Raw genomic sequence first — 17701 nt, forward strand, 5'->3', positions numbered from 1 at the left:
GGCTGTGGACAACGGGTCACACGGTGCGGGGGACGCGTTCGGCGTGCCCGCGGATGCGGAAGGCGGTGACGAGCTCGAAGATGCCGACCACCACCAGCCACCAGCCGCCGAGCACGATGAGCACCGCGGCCGACCGGAGCGGGGCGTCGATCAGCACGATGCCGGCGACGAAGGTGAGGATGCCGAGGAAGATCTGCCAGCCGCGCGCGGGCGCGCCGCGGTCGTGGACGGCGGCGATCGTCAGGGTGATGCCGCGGATCAGCCAGCCGATGCCGATCCACAGCGCGAGCAGCAGGATCGACTGCGTGGCGCCGCGGAAGCACAGCAGGCCCAGCAGGATCGACAGGGTGCCGCTGATGAAGGCCAGCACGCGCAACGAGGTCGTCTTGTGGGTGCCGAACGCGGAGACCAGTTGGAGCACGCCACTGACCAGCAGGTAGATCCCGAAGAGGATTCCGGCGGCCAGCAGGGAGGCGCCCGGCCAGAGCAGCACCAGGACGCCGAGGATCAGGGCGGCCGCACCGGTGGCGAGGACCGCCTGCCAGGCGGCGTGGGACAGAAGGTGCAGGGGCCCTTCCAGCGGCGGTTCGTACTGCGGGGGCGGCGATGTCCGCGGCTCCCGCGGGTCACGCATGGCATGGACGCGGCGATCGTCGTACGCCGGGCTTTCGGGGCCGCTGCTCGGTGGCTCGGTCATGGTTCATGCTGGGACCGGGCGCGCGCGTACCGCCACCCGGGACCGGCCGGTCGGCTGACGTGCGTCGCACGGCCCGTCCCGGCCGCACCGCCGTCCCGGTCACTTCCCGGGGGACTTCGTCCCCTTGCCCGCTTTGGCAGCCTTGGCCGCCGCCTTCAGCTCCTGCTTGTGCGCCCGCACTCTGGCCAGCGACTCGGGCCCGGTGATGTCCGCGACGGACCGGAAGGAGTCCCGCTCGCCGTACGCTCCCGCGGCCTCCCGCCACCCCGTGGGCCGCACACCGAGCTGCTTGCCGAGCAGCGCCAGGAAGATCTGTGCCTTCTGCTTGCCGAAACCGGGCAGCTCCTCGAGGCGTCGCAGAAGCTCGCGCCCGCTGTCGACGTCCCGCCAGATGGTCTCGGGGTCGCCGTCGTAGTGTTCGACGAGGTATTGGCACAGCTGCTGGATCCGCTGGGCCATCGACGCCGGGTAGCGGTGTACGGCCGGCTTGTCCGACAGGAGCCGGGCGAACGTCTCCGGCTCGAAGGCCACGATCTCGTGGGCGTCCAGTTCGTCGGTGCCCATGCGCCCGGCGATCGTCGCCGGCCCGGTGAACGCCCACTCCATCGGGATCTGCTGGTCCAGCAGCATGCCGACCAGCGCGGCGAGCGGACTGCGGCCGAGGAGCGCGTCGGCCTCGGGGTCCTGGGCGAGGTGAAGGGTGACGTCCATGTCCCGATGGTCGCCCGCCGGACGGCGTGACGCAGCCGGAGGGCAGCCTTCCCGCGGGACCCTGGTTGAGCAGAGTGCCGTCTTCGTCCGTACCCATCCAGAAGCCGGCGAGTTCCAAGACGGAGTAGTGACGTGACCGGACGGCGGGGCGAAGGTCGGGAGGGCGCTGTGCGCCGTGGACGCGTACGGCGACGACGGCTTGGGCAGCTGACGCTGCTCGGCGCGGTACTGGTCCTGTTCCTCCTCGGCGGCGCCGGACCCGCCTCCGCCCACGCCGCCCTGCGGGGCGCGGACCCCGCCGACGGAACCGTCCTCGAGACGGCGCCCGGCACGATCACTCTCGCCTTCACCGAGTCCGTCAGCCTGCTCGACGACTCCTTCCGCCTGTTCGACCCCGAGGGGCGGCGGGTGCGCACGGGCGAGCCGCAGCACGCGCCCGGACGACCGGACACGGCCCGGGTGGCGTTCCCGGTGGGGCTGGGCGAAGGCACGTTCACCGTGGCGTGGCGGGTGGTGTCGGCCGACAGCCACCCCGTCTCCGGCGCCTTCACCTTCTCCGTGGGAAAGCCGTCCCCGACGATGGCCGCGATCGACACCGGCCCGTCCGAGAACCCCACGACCCGCGGCCTCTACGACCTCGCCCGCTACACCGCCTACGGCGCCGCGGCCCTGCTCATCGGTACGGCGGCCTTCGCGTTGCTGTGCCGCCCGCCGAACGCGAACCCGCTGCGCAAGCCGCTGGTGGCGGGCTGGTGGGCACTGCTGGCCTCCACGCTCGCCCTGCTCGTGCTGCGGGCGCCCTACGAGACCGGGACCGGTCCGGTGTCGGCCTTCGACCCCGCGGCCGTCTCCCGCACCCTGACCGGCCGCCCCGGTCTGATGCTGCTGGCCCGCCTGGCCCTGCTCGCGCCGGCGGCCGTCCTCCTCGCACGGCTGTCCCGGCGCCGGCCGGAGGAGAGGCCCTCGCGCGTGATCCTGGCGGCGGGCGCCGCGCTGGCCCTGGCCCTGGCGCTGACGTGGGCGGGGTCCGAGCACGCCTCGGCCGGTATCCAGGTTCCGGTGGCGATGACCTCGTCGGTGCTGCATCTGCTGGCGATGGCGGTCTGGCTGGGCGGCCTGACGGCCCTCCTGACCATCCTTCAGCACGTCACGGCGGACGAGCCGGAGGCGGGACACGGCGAGACGGAGCCGGGGCCGGGGGTAAGGGCGGCAGTCACGGTCGCCTCCGAAGGCAGCGGTGGCCGTACAGCGGTCGCGGTCCCGGTCGCCGAGGCAGCCAGCGCGGTGGCGCCTTCCGCCGACGGTCCCGCGCTGACCGCGGCGGTGGCGCGCTTCTCCCGGATCGCCTTCGGCGCCGTCACCGTCCTCGTCGTCACCGGGGTCTACCAGTCCTGGCGAGGCCTCGGCTCCTGGGCCACGCTCACCGGCACGGCGTACGGCCGGTTGCTGCTGGTCAAACTCGTCGTGGTGGCACTGCTGCTGGCCGTGGCGGCCCGTTCCCGGCGCTGGACGGCACGGCTGGTGACGGCGGACGCGGAACCGGACGTACGAGACGGGAAGGCGCCGGCGGTACCCGACGGGGAGGCGCGAGCGGAGGACCCCGGGACGAAGGCACCCGCACCCGCACTCGCGCCCGCCCCCGACGCATGCCGTCGTGCCCTGCGCCGCTCGGTCCTGGCCGAGGTCGCCGTGGGCATCGCGGTCCTGGTCTTCACCACGGTGCTGGCCGGCACCCTGCCGGGCCGCGCGGCCGCCGAGGCGGCCCAGGCCGCGCCCGAGGCCGGGGTTCCTGGAGCCTCCGTCACGATCATTCCGTTCGACGTCGGCACCCCGGGCGGTCACGGCAAGGTGCAGATCACCCTGGAACCGGGCCGCGTCGGCCAGAACGCCGTGGAGGCCGTCGTCTACGGCCCGGACGGCGGCCTGACCATCGTTCCCGAACTGCGCCTGTCCCTGTCCCTGCCCGCACAGAAGATCGGACCCATCGACGCCGGGCTCACCAACAGGGGCGGCTACTGGGGAACCGACTCCCTCAACCTCCCGATCCCCGGCACCTGGACCGTGAAGGCGACGGTACGGGTGTCGGAGATCGACCAGGTGAGCGTGGAACGGAAGGTCCGGATCCTGCGCTAGTGCCGTGCCGGGCGTCGCGAGCCGGTGAACCCTTCCGGTCACAGCACTGGCGACTGCGGGACGCCGGCCGGTGCGCGGGTGCGGAACGCGGCGGGTCGATATCCGTGACATGCGCCTCCGGGGACGTATGGTCGACGTGCCGCACGCCGAACGGCGGATCACCGGCCCATGCCCGTCTCTTCATTTGTACGGATGAGACATCCCATCGCACATTTAGGGCTAATCAGGGAATTCCTTCACCCATTTGCCGCGCATCCGGGGAAAGTCGTACGGCGTTAGTCGGGACATGACTAAGGCAACCAGGGAAGGGTACTGGGGTCTGTTCGGGGGTCAGGAGCGAGAGGACCCGGTCGCCGCACACGCGGTGGCGCTGGGTCCCTACACCTACCTTCCCGCCCCGGTGCACTCGTCGGCCACTGTCAACGGCACCCTGACCAGGGGAGGTTTGCCGGTCGCGCTCAAGGTGACGGAGCCCGTGCTGCGGGATTTCCTGGAGGCGATGAGCACACTGGAAGCCGACCTCGCGCGCCGCTGGCTCGGTTCGGAGGGCCGGTCCCGTTTCTCGGGAGCGGAATAGCTGCCCGTCATGTACGACGAACGTATCGATCATCGTTCCGGCCATTCGACTGACTATTCGGATTATCCCGGTTATCCGAGCCGTACGGGCGGATACCAGGGGGCGGGCACCGGCCGGCACCGGGGCTCGGCGGAGTTCTTCACGTCTCCCCTGGAGCCGCCGGACGCGGCCTGGGACCCCGCCGAGGAACTGGCCTTCATGCTTCAGGACGCGATGGAGGAGCACCGGCCGGACATCCTCGTCGCCCGGGACGAGGCACCGGTCACCGAGCCCGCTCCGAACATCGGCACGCCCCTGGAGAACCTCGAGGCGATCACGGCGGAACTGCCTCCGCTGAAGGCGGTCGCCCGACGCCATCGAAAGGTCCGGGAACGCAAGCGTCCGAACGTCCTGCGGTCCACCAGTCACGTCATCGCCGCGCTGACCGCGGTGATCGCTTCCTCGGTGAGTTTCTTCGGCGGAATGGTTGCCTACGATCCCCTTCGCGTCGTGGCCGTGGCACGGATGCAGGACGGCATCGCGTCCTGGTGGCCCCTGCTGGTCTACGGTCCCTGGCTGGTCGCCTCGCTGTCCGTGCTGCGGGCCGCGCTGCACCAGCGCCGCGCCGTCCACTCCTGGAGCGTGGTGCTGATCTTCTCGTCCATCGCGATGCTTCTGTGCGTGCTGCAGGCACCCAGGACGATCACGGACATCGCCGCGGCCGCACTGCCGGGCCTGGCCTCCCTGGCCTGCTTCCAGCAGTTCGTGCGCCAGATCACCCTGACCCGCCCGCCCCGGCGCACGTCGCCCCGCCACCGCCAGCCCCGCACCCCGCACACCGAAACCCCGTCCGCGTCCACCGTCCGCGACACCCGCCGCACCGCGACGACGGCGCGACCGGCCGGAGGCACGGCGCGCAAGAGGGACTGAGCCCGATCGTTCCCCGGAGCCGGGGCCCCGCGCACGCCACGGACGCCACGGACGTGGTCGCGGGGCCACCATGGAGGTGGACGGAGTGTGGCGGACACGAAGGAGGCCGCCATGGCAGCCGCGCATCTCCCGGCGTCGCCCCTGGTGATCCGGGCGACAGACGGCCGACGGGCCGAACTGGCACTCGCCGGGGACATCGGGACGCAGGCCCTGTGGCCACTGGAGGAACGACTCGGAGCCCCGCCGCTGAGCGAGGCCGACGAGTGGATCGTGGACATGAGCGAGGCCACCCACCTCGACCTCGCGTGCGCCTACGCCCTGCTGAGGGTCGCCACGCGGTGGCCGGCGACCGCGCTCACCATTCGCGGAGCCCGGCGCACCGTGCACCGGACCCTGCACCACGTTGGGCTCGACACGGTCGCGGTGATGGAGGACTTAGGGATGACGGAGGACTGAGAGGGCCCAGGGGGCTCAGGGGGCTTGGGCGGCTCAGCGGCGGCGGAGGGCCGGTGACGGAGGGGGCAGGATCAGACGGATCCCGAATATTTCGGTAACCGATGTAATCTGGAGTCATGGCTTCGGATACGACGCACAGCCCGTCCCGTCCGCGCTGGCCCGCCGTGCTCACCGCGGAGCGGGCCCGCCCGGAGGGGATCCGGTCACGACCGAACGCCTGGTGGCTGGCCGTGGCCACGGTGTGCTTCGGGGCGTTCATGGGTCAGCTGGACGCGAGCATCGTGACGCTGACCTACGGCAGCCTGCGCAACGAGTTCCACGCCTCGCTCGCCGCGGTGGAATGGGTGTCGCTGGCGTATCTGCTGGCCCTGGTGGCGCTGCTGGTGCCGGCCGGGCGGCTGGCGGACGCGCACGGCCGCAAGCTGCTGTACCTGTACGGGTTCGCCGTCTTCACGCTGGCGTCCGCCGCCTGCGGACTGGCGCCCTCCTTGGCGGCGCTGGTGGGCTTCCGGGTGGTGCAGGCGGCCGGGGCGGCGCTGATGCAGGCCAACAGCGTCGCGCTGGTGACCACCAGCGCACCCCGCGGGCGGATGCGCACCGCGCTCGGCGTGCAGGCCGCCGCACAGGCGCTGGGGCTCGCCCTGGGGCCCACCGTGGGTGGCGCACTGGTGTCCACCCTGGGCTGGCGCTGGGTGTTCTGGGTGAACGTGCCGGTCGGAGTGGTCGCGCTGGTGAGCGGGCACTATCTGCTGCCTCGCACCAGGGCTCGCACCAAGGTCGCCCGCTTCGACTGGGCCGGACTGGCGCTGCTGGCCGTGGCGACGACCTGCGCGCTGCTCGGCGTGTCCGCGGCCTCCGGTCTGCCGGTGCCCGTCTGGGGTGTGGTCCTGCTGTTCGGGGTGGCGGCTCTGGCCGGCTGGGGCTTCGCACGACGTCAGCGGCGGACCGCCGCGCCCTTGCTCGATCTCGCTCTGCTGCGGGTGCGCGCGGTCGCGTTCGGGCTGGTCGGGGCACTCAGCGGATACCTCGTACTGTTCGGCCCGCTGGTACTGGTGCCGGTCGTGCTGACCGCGCGGGGGGCCTCGGAGCTGACCGCGGGACTGGTGCTGACCGCGTTGCCCGCCGGGTTCGCCCTCGGCGCCACCGGCGGCGACCGGCTGCTGCCACGTTCCCTGACCGACCGTGGCCGGTGCCTGGCCGGGGCCGGCGTATTCCTCCTCGCCACTGCCGCACTCCTGGCCGCTCCCCTCACCATCGCCTGGCTGGTGCCGCTGCTGGCCCTGGTCGGCGTGGGGCTGGGGACGTTCACCCCGGCCAACAACGCCCTGATCATGGGCGCGATCCCGGCCCGTTCCTCCGGCACCGGTGGCGGCCTGGTCAACATGACCCGCGGTCTGGGCACCGCCCTGGGCGTGGCGCTGGTCACCCTCGCCCTGCATCTGGCGGCAGCCGGCGGAACCGAGGTCGGCGCCCGGTGGTCCGCGTCGATTCTGGTGGCGGTGTCGGCTGTCGCCGTCGTCTCGGCCTGGCTGGGGCCGGACCGGGGCGACCATCGCCGGTCCCTTCCGGGACTCGGGGCGTGAGAACGATGCGTGAGCCGGTGGGCAACCCGCGCGAGCCGGTGGGCAACCCGGCGGCGGTACGAGCAGGAGGGCGCGCACGGGGGCCCGGCTACCCTTGCCGCATGTCCGCGCAGCCCCGCTCCGAGCTTCCCCTGCCCGGCCCCGCCACCGAGGCGCCGGACGCCCGGCTGCTCACCGAGGCTGTCACCCGCCTGCGGCGCGCCCTGCGGGCCTCGATCCGCACCGACTATCCGTGGGAGAAGCTGCCCATGGCCCAGGTCGAGCTGCTCCAGGTGCTCGGTGAGCACTCGCCCGCCCGGATCAGCGACCTCGCCGCCCGCCAGCGACTCGCGCCGAGCACCGTCAGCGGACTGATCGGCCAGATGATCACCACGGGCCTGGTCGCGCGCGAGGTCGACTCCGCCGACCGCCGCGCCTCCGTCGTCACTCTCACCGACGCCGGACGGGACCAGCTCGCCGCGTGGACCACCGCCCACGAACGCCGCATGGACGCCGCGCTGGCCTCGCTGGACGGCGCCGATCGGGCCGCCGTCGCCGCCGCCCTGCCCGCTCTCTTCCAACTCGCCGAGCAACTGGGTCAGTTGGACGATGACGGGGTCGCGAGCTGACACGACGAGGGCTCCCACCGGAATCCGGTCGGAGCCCTCGCCCGTCCTGCTGAGTGCCCTTTCGGCGTGGTGGGTGCCCTTCGATGTCAGGCGGTCGCGCAGACGGCCTCGACGAAGTGGCCCACCTGCGTCTCCGGCAGAGTGCGTGAGAGGTCCGACTCGCTGATCATGCCGACCAGGCGGTGGTTCTCGATGACGGGCAGCCTGCGGATCCGGTGTTCCTCCATGGTCCGCAGGACACTGCCGCTGTCGGCGTTCGCGTCGATCGTGATCGGCTTGCCCTGCTCCAGCTCACCCGCCGTCATGGTCCGGGGGTCCTTCCCCTTGGCGAGGCACTGCACCACGATGTCGCGGTCCGTGATGATCCCGTGGAGGCGGTCGTCGGGCCCGCAGATCGGCAGGGCTCCGACGTCCATCTCCTTCATCCGGCGCGCCGCGTCCTCCAGCGTCTCGCTCTCCTGGACGCATGTGGCACCGGTGTGCATGATCTCCCGTGCGGTGGTCATGGCCGTCTCCTTCGAGCTTCGGTGGCCGGCACGGAGAGAGCCAAGGTGCTGGCCCGCCCCGGCCAGTTCGGCTACCACCAGTGTCGGTTCTCCGCAGGCCCGCCGCATGCCGTGGAGGCCAGGCTCCCGCTGAGACACCAGTCCACTCCAGGTGGGGCGTTTGCATGCGTTTGTGGTGATTCAATACCGTTGGTCGCGGGGGCAACCGACGTTCGGGCAGGGCAGAGCGATGACCTTCAGTCCGTCTTCGCCACGGCCGGCCGCACACCTGGAGCGGTCGTCCGTCCATCTGTCGTCACTGGTGAAGCGCCCTGTGGTGGACCGGGGCGACCGGTCGCTCGGCCGGCTCTCCGACGTGATCGTCCGGCTGCGCGGCGCCGACTACCCGGTGGTGACCGGGCTCGTGGTCGGCGTGGGTGGCCGTGAGCTGTTCGTCCCCGTGGAGCAGGTGGCCGCGCTCGACGCCGAGGGCCTGGTGGAGCTCGAAAGCGCACGGCTGGACCTGCGGCCGTTCGAACGCCGCGAGGGCGAGGTGCTGCTGCGGGCGGACGTGCTGGGCCACCGGCTGATCGATGTCGGCGAGGCGCGCCTGGTCCGCGCGCAGGACGTGGAACTGGCCGAACGGGACGGCCAGTGGCTGCTGTCGGGCGTGGACACGCACCGGCCGCACCGGCTGCTGGGGATCTTCGGGGACCGTGCGACGGGGCACGCGTGCCGGGACTGGAAGGCGTTCGAGCCGCTCATCGGGCACAGCCGCAGTGCGCTGGTCCGCCGCCCCACGGCCCGGATCCGGCGCCTGCGGCCGGCGGAGATCGCCGACCTGCTCGAGGACGCCTCCCGGGACGAGGAACGCGAGATCCTCGGCGATGTCCGGCAGGACCCGGAGCTGGAGGCGGACGTCTTCGAGGAGTTGGAGGAGGACCGGGCCTCCCGGTTGCTCAATGCCCGCACCGACGAGGAGATCGCCGCCGTGCTGGCGCGGATGCGGGCGGACGACGCGGCCGACGCCATCGACGATCTGCGGCAGGGCCGACGCCGTACCGTGCTGGAACTGCTGCCCGCCGGACAGCGCGCCAAGGTGCTGACCCTGATGGGCTTCAATCCCGACAGTGCCGGGGGCCTGATGGGGATGGACTTCCTGGCCCTGCCCCCGGACACGCCGGCGAGCGAGGCCGAGGCGGCGGTCCGGCGGGCGAGCCGGCTCCAGCCGGAGGCGCTGACCAGCGTCTACACCGCCGACGAGGACGGACGACTGCTCGGCTGGGTCCGGCTGGTCACCGTCCTGCAGAGCGATCCCGCGGTACGGCTGGGCGAGGTGAGCGAGGCCGATCCCGTGCGCGTCGGCCCGGACACGGACCTGGTGGACGTGGCCCTGCTGATGACGGACTACAACCTGATCACCCTGCCGGTCGTGGACGACGAAGGGGTCCTGCTCGGCGTGATCACGGTCGACGACGTGCTGGAGGCGACACTGCCGGAGGACTGGCGGCGCCGGGAGGTGGCTCCGCCACCCGACGCCCACCGCACCGCTGAGGCCGGCAGTACCGCGGCGGTCGGCGGCATCACGGGGGCTGCCGGCATCACTGAGGCCGGCAGCACCACGGGGGTCGGCGGCACCGCTGAGGCCAGCAGCGCGACGGGCCTGGAGGGGCGTGAGGAGCCCTCACCATGAGCGGGCCCCGGCCCGACCGGCGCCCACCGCAGCAGCCGCCGCCCGGCGCGCGCCCGGATGACGGTCGGTCCGGGGCCGGCGGGCGTCCGGATGACGGTCCGCCGCGGCCCGGCGCGCGTCCGGAGGATCGTCCGCGTACGTCCGGTCCGCACCCGGCCAGGCGCGGGGGCGCCGGCCGGTCCACGCCCGGCCCGCACTCACAGCCGCAGGGCGGTGCCCACCCCGTAGCCCCGGGTACGCCACCGGTCGGCGGCCCCGGCGCTCCGGAGCGCGCCACGACGCCCGGACGCGACGGCGCCCCCGCGCCAAGGCCCACCGGCCACACTCACCCACACCCTCACCCCCACCCCCGTCCCCGTCCCACAGCGGTGCTGGACGATGCCCACCTCGGCGACATCGAAGGTGCCCTGGGACGTATCCGGCTGGAGGAGGCGGACTCCAGCCGCAGCCTGAAGCGGCGGCTGCTCACCTTCCTGGCGATCGTCGGCCCCGGCCTCATCGTGATGGTCGGCGACAACGACGCCGGCGGGATCTCCACGTACGCCCAGGCGGGCCAGAACTACGGCTACAGCCTGCTGTGGGTGCTCCTGCTCCTCATCCCCGTCCTCATCGTCAACCAGGAGATGGTGGTCAGGCTCGGCGCCGTCACCGGTGTCGGGCACGCCCGGCTGATCAACGAGCGCTTCGGCAGGTTCTGGGGCTGGTTCAGCGTCGGCGACCTGTTCGTGCTGAACTTCCTGACGATCGTCACCGAGTTCATCGGAGTCTCGCTCGCCCTGAGTTACCTCGGCGTCGACAAGTACGTCGCCGTGCCCGTCGCCGCCCTCGCCCTGGTCGCGATCACCGCCACGGGCAGCTTCCGGCGCTGGGAACGCGCGATGCTCGCCTTCATCGCCGTCAGCCTGCTGCTGGTGCCGCTGGCGCTGATGATCCACCCGAGCTACGGAGCGGCCGTCCACCACCTGGTGGTCCCGGGCGTGCGAGGCGGGGTCACCTCCGAGGCCGTCCTGCTGATCATCGCGATCGTGGGTACGACCGTCGCCCCCTGGCAGCTGTTCTTCCAGCAGTCCAACATCATCGACAAGCGCATCACACCGCGGTTCGTGGGCCATGAGCGCGCGGACACCGTGCTGGGGTCCCTCGTCGTGATCGGCGGTGCCGTCGCGATCGTCGTCGTGGCCGACTACGCCGTGAGCGGTACGGCCGCGGCCGGGCACTTCACCGACGCGCTGGGCGTCGCCGAGGCCCTGGGCGGGCACAGCCGCGTGCTGGGAGTGATGTTCGCCGTCGTGCTCCTGGACGCGTCGATCATCGGCGCCGCGGCCGTCACCCTGGCCACCAGCTACGCCTTCGGCGACGTGTTCAACCTGCGCCACTCCCTGCACCGCAGCTTCCGCGAGGCCAAGGCGTTCTACGGGACCTACACCGGGATGGTCCTGCTCGCCGCCGCCATCGTGCTGATCCCCGGTGCGCCCCTCGGACTGATCACGACCGCCGTTCAGGCCCTGGCGGGACTGCTCCTCCCCTCCGCGTCGGTCTTCCTCCTGCTGCTGTGCAACGACCGGGCCGTCCTCGGCCCCTGGGTCAATCCGCGCTGGCTCAACGTGGTGGCCTCGACCATCATCGCGGTGCTCCTGATGCTGTCCGGAATCCTCGTCGCGACGACCCTGTTCCCGACGCTGGACACCGCCCGGGTCGCACTGTGGCTCACCGGCGTGCTGGTCGTGGGGCTGCTGGGCGCGGCCGTGGGACTGCGCGTCGTCCGCGCCCGCCGGGGCACGGCCCTGCCTCCGCCTCCGAGGATCCCCCGCCCCGAACGCGAGAGCTGGCGCATGCCTCCCCTGGCGCTGCTGGAGCCGGTCGTCTGGTCCCCGGGACTCAAACTCGGAATGAGCCTGCTGCGGGGCTACCTGGTGATCGCCGCGCTGCTGCTGGTGGTCAAGGCCATCCAGATCGGCTGAGCCGAGTCGGGGAAGGGCCTGGCCGAGGACCGGAGGCGGAGTGAGGATGGAGATGTGAGGGAGGTCCTGCGGTGATCCTGTCCTACCCGCACCACGGCGATCGCGTGATGGCCTATCTGCTGCCGGTGTGGACGAGGCTCCCCGCCGCCGATCGCATGGGCGTGGCCGCTGCCGTGCTGGCCGTGGCGTTCGTCCTGCTGCTCGTCGGTACGAGGGTGCGGCAGGCCCGTCCCCGTTCGTTCAGGCGCCCACGGGCCCGGGCCGCCGAGCCGGTCGACACCTCCTGGTTCACCGCCCACACCCTGGACGGCTTCCCGGAGGAGGCGTTCCGCGCCACCCTGAGGACCCCGGCCGCGCCCTCCCGCGAACGTCTCTACGCCGCCTGGGTCCTCGCCACCCACACCCAGGGCACGGACGCCGTATGGCTGGAGAAGAATCTGGCCCTCCCCGCCGACGCGGCCCACCTGATCGCCGAAGCCGCCGAAACCAGACGCCGCGAGGTGTCGGCACGCGAGAACCACGACACGGGGGCCGCGAAAGCGACCGCCGTGAGCGGCGACGAGGAAGGCCCGCCCGCACGGACATGAACGGGGGCGTGTCCGAGGCGGAGAAGGGACGGGGTGACGCCAGAGGGCCGGACCACTTTCGTGGTCCGGCCCTCTGGGTCGGCGGAGGATACGAGATTCGAACTCGTGAGGGGTTGCCCCCCAACACGCTTTCCAACTGTCCGCGTGACCGTACGGGGGCGTCCGTGAGTGTTCAAGCGGCAGGTCAGAGCGGCTGTGCGTACTGCGGTGAACGGTGCCGGCCGTCGGTGCACCGGTCAAAGACCAGGACAAGGAGCGGCCCGGTGCCGAGGCCTCGGTTCAGATGCGAGGGACGACGCCGACGCGGCCGCCACCGCCAGGGCGGGGACGAGTGCGGGCGACTGGATGCCGTCCGCCGAGCAGGAGACGGGCGAGAGCCGCGCCGGGAGGCTCTGCTTGGTTTCTGATCAGCCCGGGTGAGTGGGCTGTGTCATCTTGTGGGGTGGCTGGGGTCGCTCGTGGTGACCCCGCGGGTTGGTTGGTCTCGTGTTGTCAGTCGCTGTCGCTGTCGCTGTCGCTGTCGTGGTCGCAGCGGTGGTCGCAGCCACTTTGGTCGTGGTCGCCGTAGTCGCCACCGTGGTGGCAGTTGCAGGGCTTGCAGGGCTCGTTGATCTGGGCGGCGCTGGCCTGGGCGGTGCTACTGCCGAAGTCGGTGCTGCCGGCGAAGGTGGCGGTGTAGCCGGTCAAGCGCAGGTCTCGTGCGAGCCCGATGGCGGTGGGGGAGTCGGGGCCGGTGTAGGTGGTGCAGGTGGCCACGCCGTTGGCGTCGGTGGTTGCGGTGCACAGCAGGGTTCCGTTGCCGGTGCTGGTGAAGGTCACCGTCTGTCCGGCCACGGGAGTGCCGCCGCTGGTGGTGGTGAGGGTGGCCGTCATGTTGGTGAAGTGCAGTGTGGCCGCGGTCCGGGTGAACGTGGCCGGTGTCGCGGTCAGGGTGGTCGCCTGCACCGCCGTGAAGGTGATCTTCAGCATCGGCGTGCCCGTGGTGTCCGTACCCGCGGTCGCACCCGAGCTGGTCGGAGCGTACGAGGAGCCCGCCCCTGCGCCACCCCGCGAAGCGCCCCCGCCGCCGCCGAACCAGCCACCCCCACCGCCACCACCGGCGGTACCGAACGGGCCGGTGCTGGGGCCGGTGCCGCCGTGGCCGCCGTGACCGGCAGCACCATTGGCACCGGGGATGAAGCCAACGCCTGGTGTGACAGTTGCTCCCTCGCCGTGGGTGGAGCCGCCCCCGCCACCGCCGGCGCCGATTCCGAGGACTCCGCCGCCTCCGCCGCCTCCGCCGCCTCCGGCAGTGGTGGCCGAGGCACCGCCGCCATCGCCTCCCCTGCGGTTGCCGGCGCCGCCGCCGCTGGTCGTACCGTTACCGCCGGGGCGGTTCGCTTCGCTGTCGCCTCCTCCGCCCCCGCCGATGCCGAAGCCTCCGCCGTTCCCGCCGTGCGAGTTGGTGGAGGCGGTGCCGGGGGCGCCGCCGTTGCCGCTGGCGTTACCCCCGGCGGCCCCGGTAGCGGTCGGGTTGTTGATGGTGCCGCCGCCTCCGCCGCCGGCGGCGACGAGGAGGCGGCAGTCCGTGGTGGGGTTTCCCGACAGGAGGCAACTGGTGTTGTCCGCGGTCTGGAGGCTGGTGGCACCACCACCGCCCCCACCAGGGTTGGTGATGTCGGCGGCACCGGAGCCGCCGGCGCCGCCACCATTGAAGCCGCCCGTGCCGGTGTTGCTGCCCGCGCAGCCGACCTCGACGTGGAGTACCTGGCCAGGGGTGACGGCCAGGCTGGCGCCGGTGACGGTGCCGCCCTTGCCTCCTGCCCCGCCGGTGCTGCCACCGCCGTTGGCTCCGTTGGCGCCGGGGGCACCGATGGCGTCCACCACGATGGAAGACACACCCGCGGGGACCGTAAATGTCTGGTCTCCGTTGGTGCAGGTGAAGGAGGTCGACTGGGACTGACGCAGCACACGCGCCTTGCCCGCCGGGGTGAGGAAGGGATGGGCGGTGCGAGCCGTGGACGCCGCCGGCAAGGCGGAAGCGGACGTCGCGGTCACGGGGACCGTGACACTACCGGCGATGACCCCACAGACCAGGGTCAACGCCGCACGCCCCGCCCGACGACCACGAAGAGCGCGGCCAGACACCAGGCGTGCCACCCGCCCGCGTCCGAAGACGGTGGAAACGGCCATGAGATGAATCCTTAAACCTTTCTAACCACGGCGCACCCCACTCACCCGCACACCCCCACTCCGGTCGGAGAGGGGGTTACGGGGTGCGGGCGCGCACTGAGAAGGCCTCACGGCAGCCCACCACCGCAAGGAGCCCACCACATCCCCCCTACCAGAACAGGCAGGAAAGCGAACAAGACGGACCGCAGCATAAAATGACAGTCCGTCAGACACCGTCATCCACACCACACCGCACATGACCCCCAGACAGACGAGCATGCTGCTGGATGGGGCAGACGCCCCGGCGGCTGAACGGCACCCCCCGCCGGAGACATGTTGGGACCTCTGCCGGGTCTTCGCCTGCTCTCGCTGTGCAGCGCCGACCAGGCCGCGCGCCGGAGCGGGGCGAAGACACGAGCGCCCGCGCGCGACACGGGCGAGCGCCACGCGCCGCGCTCGCGCGGCACCTTGATAGAAGTGGGGAAAGTACTACCGCTCGTGCGGCGTCGGTTGCGCGACCGGGCTGGACTACCCGCAGCCGAGGGACTGCTGCCCCGGCCAGCATCCGAGAGGAGCGACGCTCACTTTCCAACTGTCCGCGTCGCCGTTCTGTGGCGTTCATAGGCGTTCGCGCGGCAGCTCAGAGGGGGTACGCGTACAGCGGTGAACGCCAACGGCCATCTGCGCACTGGACAAGGACCAGGACAACGAAGGCCAACGCCTGGGGGCAGGCACTCAAGCGCCGGCCGTAGACGATGCGGGTGTCCACATCCGCGTCGCCCCGGGGTTCGACGGGGCGACCTGGTTGGACCTGGGCCGCAGCGACGGGCAGTCCGTCCGCATCCACCCCACCGGCTGGGACATCGCCATCCCCGACCCGCGCGAGGTGTGCTGGCGGCGCACCCAGCTCACCGGCGAACTCCCCCTGCCCGCCAAGGACACCGACGGCAAGGGCATCGACCTCCTGCTGAGGCTGTGCAAGCGGTTGGGCGGCCCGCTCAGCCCGAACACGGACTATCACGACTGGAAGCGGCTGCTGGAGGACGCGGGGGTTCGTGACGGTCGACTGCATGACGCGCGCCACACCGCCGGCACGGTCCTGATGCTGCTGGGCGTCCCTGACCGGGTCATCGACCAGATCATGGGATGGGAGCCGGGCGGGGCCGCCCGGATGCGAGCGCGGTACCTGCACGTGACCGATCCCATGCTCAAGGAAGCGGCCCGGAAGATCGAGCGAGCCATCTGGGGAGCGCCCGGAACACCCGCTGTGGACAAAAACCAGGACAACGAGATCTGAGGACAACGTCGAAGGGCCCCCTGTTTCCAGGGGGCCCTTCGACATCGTGCCCGGTGAGGCACTGGCGGAGGATACGAGATTCGAACTCGTGAGGGGTTGCCCCCAACACGCTTTCCAAGCGTGCGCCCTAGGCCTCTAGGCGAATCCTCCGCCGGAAACATTACATGACTCGGAGGAGTGCTCGCGAACTCGTTGTCGGCCCCCGGGATCGGGTACTCTTTGCGGAGCCCCTCACGCGGCGCTATCTGACTGAACTCCCCCAGGGCCGGAAGGCAGCAAGGGTAGGTCGGCTCTGGCGGGTGCGTGGGGGGCGCTTGCGTCCGCGGCCGGACACGTTGTCGGTGGGCGCCTATAACCTCGTATGCGTGTCGTCTCTCGCGCTGTACCGCCGCTATCGCCCGGAGTCGTTCGCCGAGGTCATCGGGCAGGAGCATGTCACCGACCCGTTGCAGCAGGCGCTGCGGAACAACCGGGTCAATCACGCGTACCTGTTCAGCGGTCCGCGCGGATGCGGCAAGACGACCAGCGCGCGGATCCTCGCCCGTTGCCTGAACTGCGAGAAGGGGCCGACGCCGACCCCCTGCGGGGAGTGCGATTCCTGCCGTGACCTGGCCAGGAACGGCCCGGGGTCCATCGACGTCATCGAGATCGACGCCGCTTCGCACGGTGGTGTGGACGATGCCCGCGACCTGCGCGAGAAGGCCTTCTTCGGGCCCGCCCGCAGCCGGTACAAGATCTACATCATCGACGAGGCCCACATGGTCACGTCGGCCGGTTTCAACGCGCTGCTCAAGGTCGTCGAGGAGCCGCCGGAGCACCTGAAGTTCATCTTCGCCACGACCGAGCCCGAGAAGGTCATCGGGACCATCCGGTCGCGCACCCATCACTACCCCTTCCGCCTGGTGCCGCCGGGCACCCTGCGGGAGTACCTCGGCGAGGTCTGCCAGAAGGAGGGCATCCCCGTCGAGGACGGGGTGCTTCCCCTCGTCGTGCGGGCCGGCGCCGGGTCCGTGCGTGACTCCATGTCGGTCATGGACCAGCTGCTCGCCGGTGCGAAGGAGGAGGGTGTGACGTATGCCATGGCCACCTCGCTCCTCGGGTACACCGACGGCTCGCTGCTCGACTCCGTCGTGGAGGCATTCGCCTCCGGGGACGGCTCCGGCGCCTTCGAGGTCGTCGACCGAGTGATCGAGGGTGGCAACGATCCCCGCCGGTTCGTGGCCGACCTGCTGGAGCGGCTGCGGGACCTGGTGATCCTCGCCGCCGTTCCGGACGCCGCGGAGAAGGGGCTCATCGACGCCCCGGCCGACGTCGTCGAGCGGATGCAGGCCCAGGCCCGTTCCTTCGGCGCCGCCGAACTGAGCCGGGCCGCCGACCTCGTCAACGAGGGGCTGACCGAGATGCGCGGCGCCACCTCGCCCCGCCTCCAGCTCGAACTGATCTGCGCCCGCGTACTGCTGCCCGCCGCCTACGGCGACGAGCGGTCCGTGATGGCCCGCCTCGACCGGATCGAGCGCGGTGTCAGCTTCTCCACGGGCGGGGGCGCGCCCGCGATGGGGTACGTGCCCGGACCCGACGTGCACGGGGGAGCGCAGACCGCGGCGGGGGGTCCCGCGGGTGCGGCACCGGTACCTCAGGCTCCTCCGGCTCCTCCTGTCCCTTCTGTTCCTCCTGTTCCGCCGGGCGGTGGGCCCGCCGCGGCTCGGGCGGCCGTGCGCGGCACGGGGGCTCCTGACGCGCCTCCCGCGTCCCCCGTACCTCCCGCGTCCCCCGTACCTCCCGCGTCCCCCGTACCTCCCGCGTCCCCCGTACCTCCCGCGTCCCCCGTACCTCCCGCGTCCCCCGTACCTCCC

At 71.8% G+C, this 17701-nt stretch carries 14 protein-coding genes, 1 tRNA gene, 1 other RNA gene and 1 pseudogene; 12 read left to right on the top strand and 5 right to left on the bottom strand.

Annotated elements, in window-relative coordinates:
- Positions 1 to 16: 16 nt before the first annotated feature.
- Together ACIQMV_RS18430 and ACIQMV_RS18435 are read right to left on the bottom strand one after the other, a co-directional pair.
- Positions 17 to 697 (bottom strand): HdeD family acid-resistance protein, encoded by a 681-nt coding sequence (locus ACIQMV_RS18430; protein WP_402593836.1) that lies wholly within the window; start codon positions 695 to 697, stop codon positions 17 to 19.
- Positions 698 to 796: 99 nt separating this feature from the next.
- On the bottom strand, positions 797 to 1408 hold the full coding sequence (locus tag ACIQMV_RS18435; RefSeq protein ID WP_402593838.1) for an HhH-GPD-type base excision DNA repair protein: 612 nt from the start codon (positions 1406 to 1408) through the stop codon (positions 797 to 799).
- A 168-nt stretch (positions 1409 to 1576) separates the two neighbouring features.
- On the opposite strand from ACIQMV_RS18435, the gene ACIQMV_RS18440 reads away from it, so the two are divergent.
- From ACIQMV_RS18440 to ACIQMV_RS18465, 6 genes are all read left to right on the top strand, one after another.
- Positions 1577 to 3541: a copper resistance CopC/CopD family protein gene (locus ACIQMV_RS18440; protein ID WP_402593840.1), complete on the top strand. Its 1965-nt coding sequence runs from the start codon at positions 1577 to 1579 to the stop codon at positions 3539 to 3541.
- 286 nt (positions 3542 to 3827) lie between these two features.
- A complete protein-coding gene (locus ACIQMV_RS18445) occupies positions 3828 to 4118 on the top strand; it encodes a hypothetical protein (protein ID WP_402593842.1) in 291 nt (96 codons plus the stop codon).
- Positions 4119 to 4127: 9 nt separating this feature from the next.
- Positions 4128 to 5027, top strand: a complete 900-nt coding sequence (locus ACIQMV_RS18450; RefSeq protein WP_402593843.1) for a DUF2637 domain-containing protein — start codon at positions 4128 to 4130, stop codon at positions 5025 to 5027.
- A gap of 111 nt (positions 5028 to 5138) precedes the next feature.
- Positions 5139 to 5483: an STAS domain-containing protein gene (locus ACIQMV_RS18455; protein ID WP_402593845.1), complete on the top strand. Its 345-nt coding sequence runs from the start codon at positions 5139 to 5141 to the stop codon at positions 5481 to 5483.
- 116 nt (positions 5484 to 5599) lie between these two features.
- Positions 5600 to 7066, top strand: a complete 1467-nt coding sequence (locus ACIQMV_RS18460) for an MFS transporter (RefSeq protein ID WP_402593846.1) — start codon at positions 5600 to 5602, stop codon at positions 7064 to 7066.
- Between the two features lie 101 nt (positions 7067 to 7167).
- On the top strand, positions 7168 to 7674 hold the full coding sequence (locus ACIQMV_RS18465; RefSeq protein WP_402593848.1) for a MarR family winged helix-turn-helix transcriptional regulator: 507 nt from the start codon (positions 7168 to 7170) through the stop codon (positions 7672 to 7674).
- An 86-nt stretch (positions 7675 to 7760) separates the two neighbouring features.
- On the opposite strand, the gene ACIQMV_RS18470 is transcribed toward ACIQMV_RS18465, so the two are convergent.
- Positions 7761 to 8180 carry a CBS domain-containing protein gene (locus ACIQMV_RS18470; RefSeq protein WP_141359980.1) on the bottom strand — a complete coding sequence of 140 codons (420 nt, stop codon included), beginning with the start codon at positions 8178 to 8180 and terminating at the stop codon, positions 7761 to 7763.
- A 301-nt stretch (positions 8181 to 8481) separates the two neighbouring features.
- Here ACIQMV_RS18470 and ACIQMV_RS18475 point away from each other — a divergent pair, with 301 nt between their 5' ends.
- The 3 genes from ACIQMV_RS18475 (at position 8482) to ACIQMV_RS18485 (ending at position 12400) form a co-directional block, all read left to right on the top strand.
- Positions 8482 to 9852, top strand: coding sequence for a magnesium transporter MgtE N-terminal domain-containing protein (locus ACIQMV_RS18475; RefSeq protein WP_402593850.1), 1371 nt, complete (start codon positions 8482 to 8484; stop codon positions 9850 to 9852).
- A gap of 368 nt (positions 9853 to 10220) precedes the next feature.
- The gene (locus ACIQMV_RS18480) at positions 10221 to 11813 is read left to right on the top strand and encodes an NRAMP family divalent metal transporter (RefSeq protein ID WP_402593852.1); all 1593 of its coding nucleotides are present in this window, start codon (positions 10221 to 10223) and stop codon (positions 11811 to 11813) included.
- 71 nt (positions 11814 to 11884) lie between these two features.
- Positions 11885 to 12400 carry a hypothetical protein gene (locus tag ACIQMV_RS18485; RefSeq protein ID WP_402593853.1) on the top strand — a complete coding sequence of 172 codons (516 nt, stop codon included), beginning with the start codon at positions 11885 to 11887 and terminating at the stop codon, positions 12398 to 12400.
- Positions 12401 to 12892: 492 nt separating this feature from the next.
- Here the strand turns inward: ACIQMV_RS18485 and ACIQMV_RS18490 are convergent, their stop codons facing one another.
- Complete coding sequence (locus ACIQMV_RS18490) at positions 12893 to 14437, bottom strand: Ig-like domain-containing protein (RefSeq protein WP_402593855.1); 1545 nt, start codon at positions 14435 to 14437, stop codon at positions 12893 to 12895.
- Between the two features lie 877 nt (positions 14438 to 15314).
- Between ACIQMV_RS18490 and ACIQMV_RS18495 the strand changes: the two are divergent.
- Positions 15315 to 15848: pseudogene (locus ACIQMV_RS18495) on the top strand (tyrosine-type recombinase/integrase); the annotation flags it as partial.
- A gap of 62 nt (positions 15849 to 15910) precedes the next feature.
- Here ACIQMV_RS18495 and ACIQMV_RS18500 read toward each other — a convergent pair.
- Positions 15911 to 15998: transfer RNA gene (locus tag ACIQMV_RS18500), tRNA-Ser, on the bottom strand.
- Between the two features lie 73 nt (positions 15999 to 16071).
- Here ACIQMV_RS18500 and ffs point away from each other — a divergent pair.
- Positions 16072 to 16166, top strand: an RNA gene (gene ffs, locus ACIQMV_RS18505) — signal recognition particle sRNA small type.
- Positions 16167 to 16213: 47 nt separating this feature from the next.
- The coding region (locus ACIQMV_RS18510) for a DNA polymerase III subunit gamma and tau (protein ID WP_402593857.1) at positions 16214 to 17701 on the top strand (1488 nt) is incomplete at its 3' end.

This window comes from Streptomyces sp. NPDC091412, from assembly GCF_044756885.1.
In the GTDB taxonomy this organism is placed as follows: domain Bacteria; phylum Actinomycetota; class Actinomycetes; order Streptomycetales; family Streptomycetaceae; genus Streptomyces.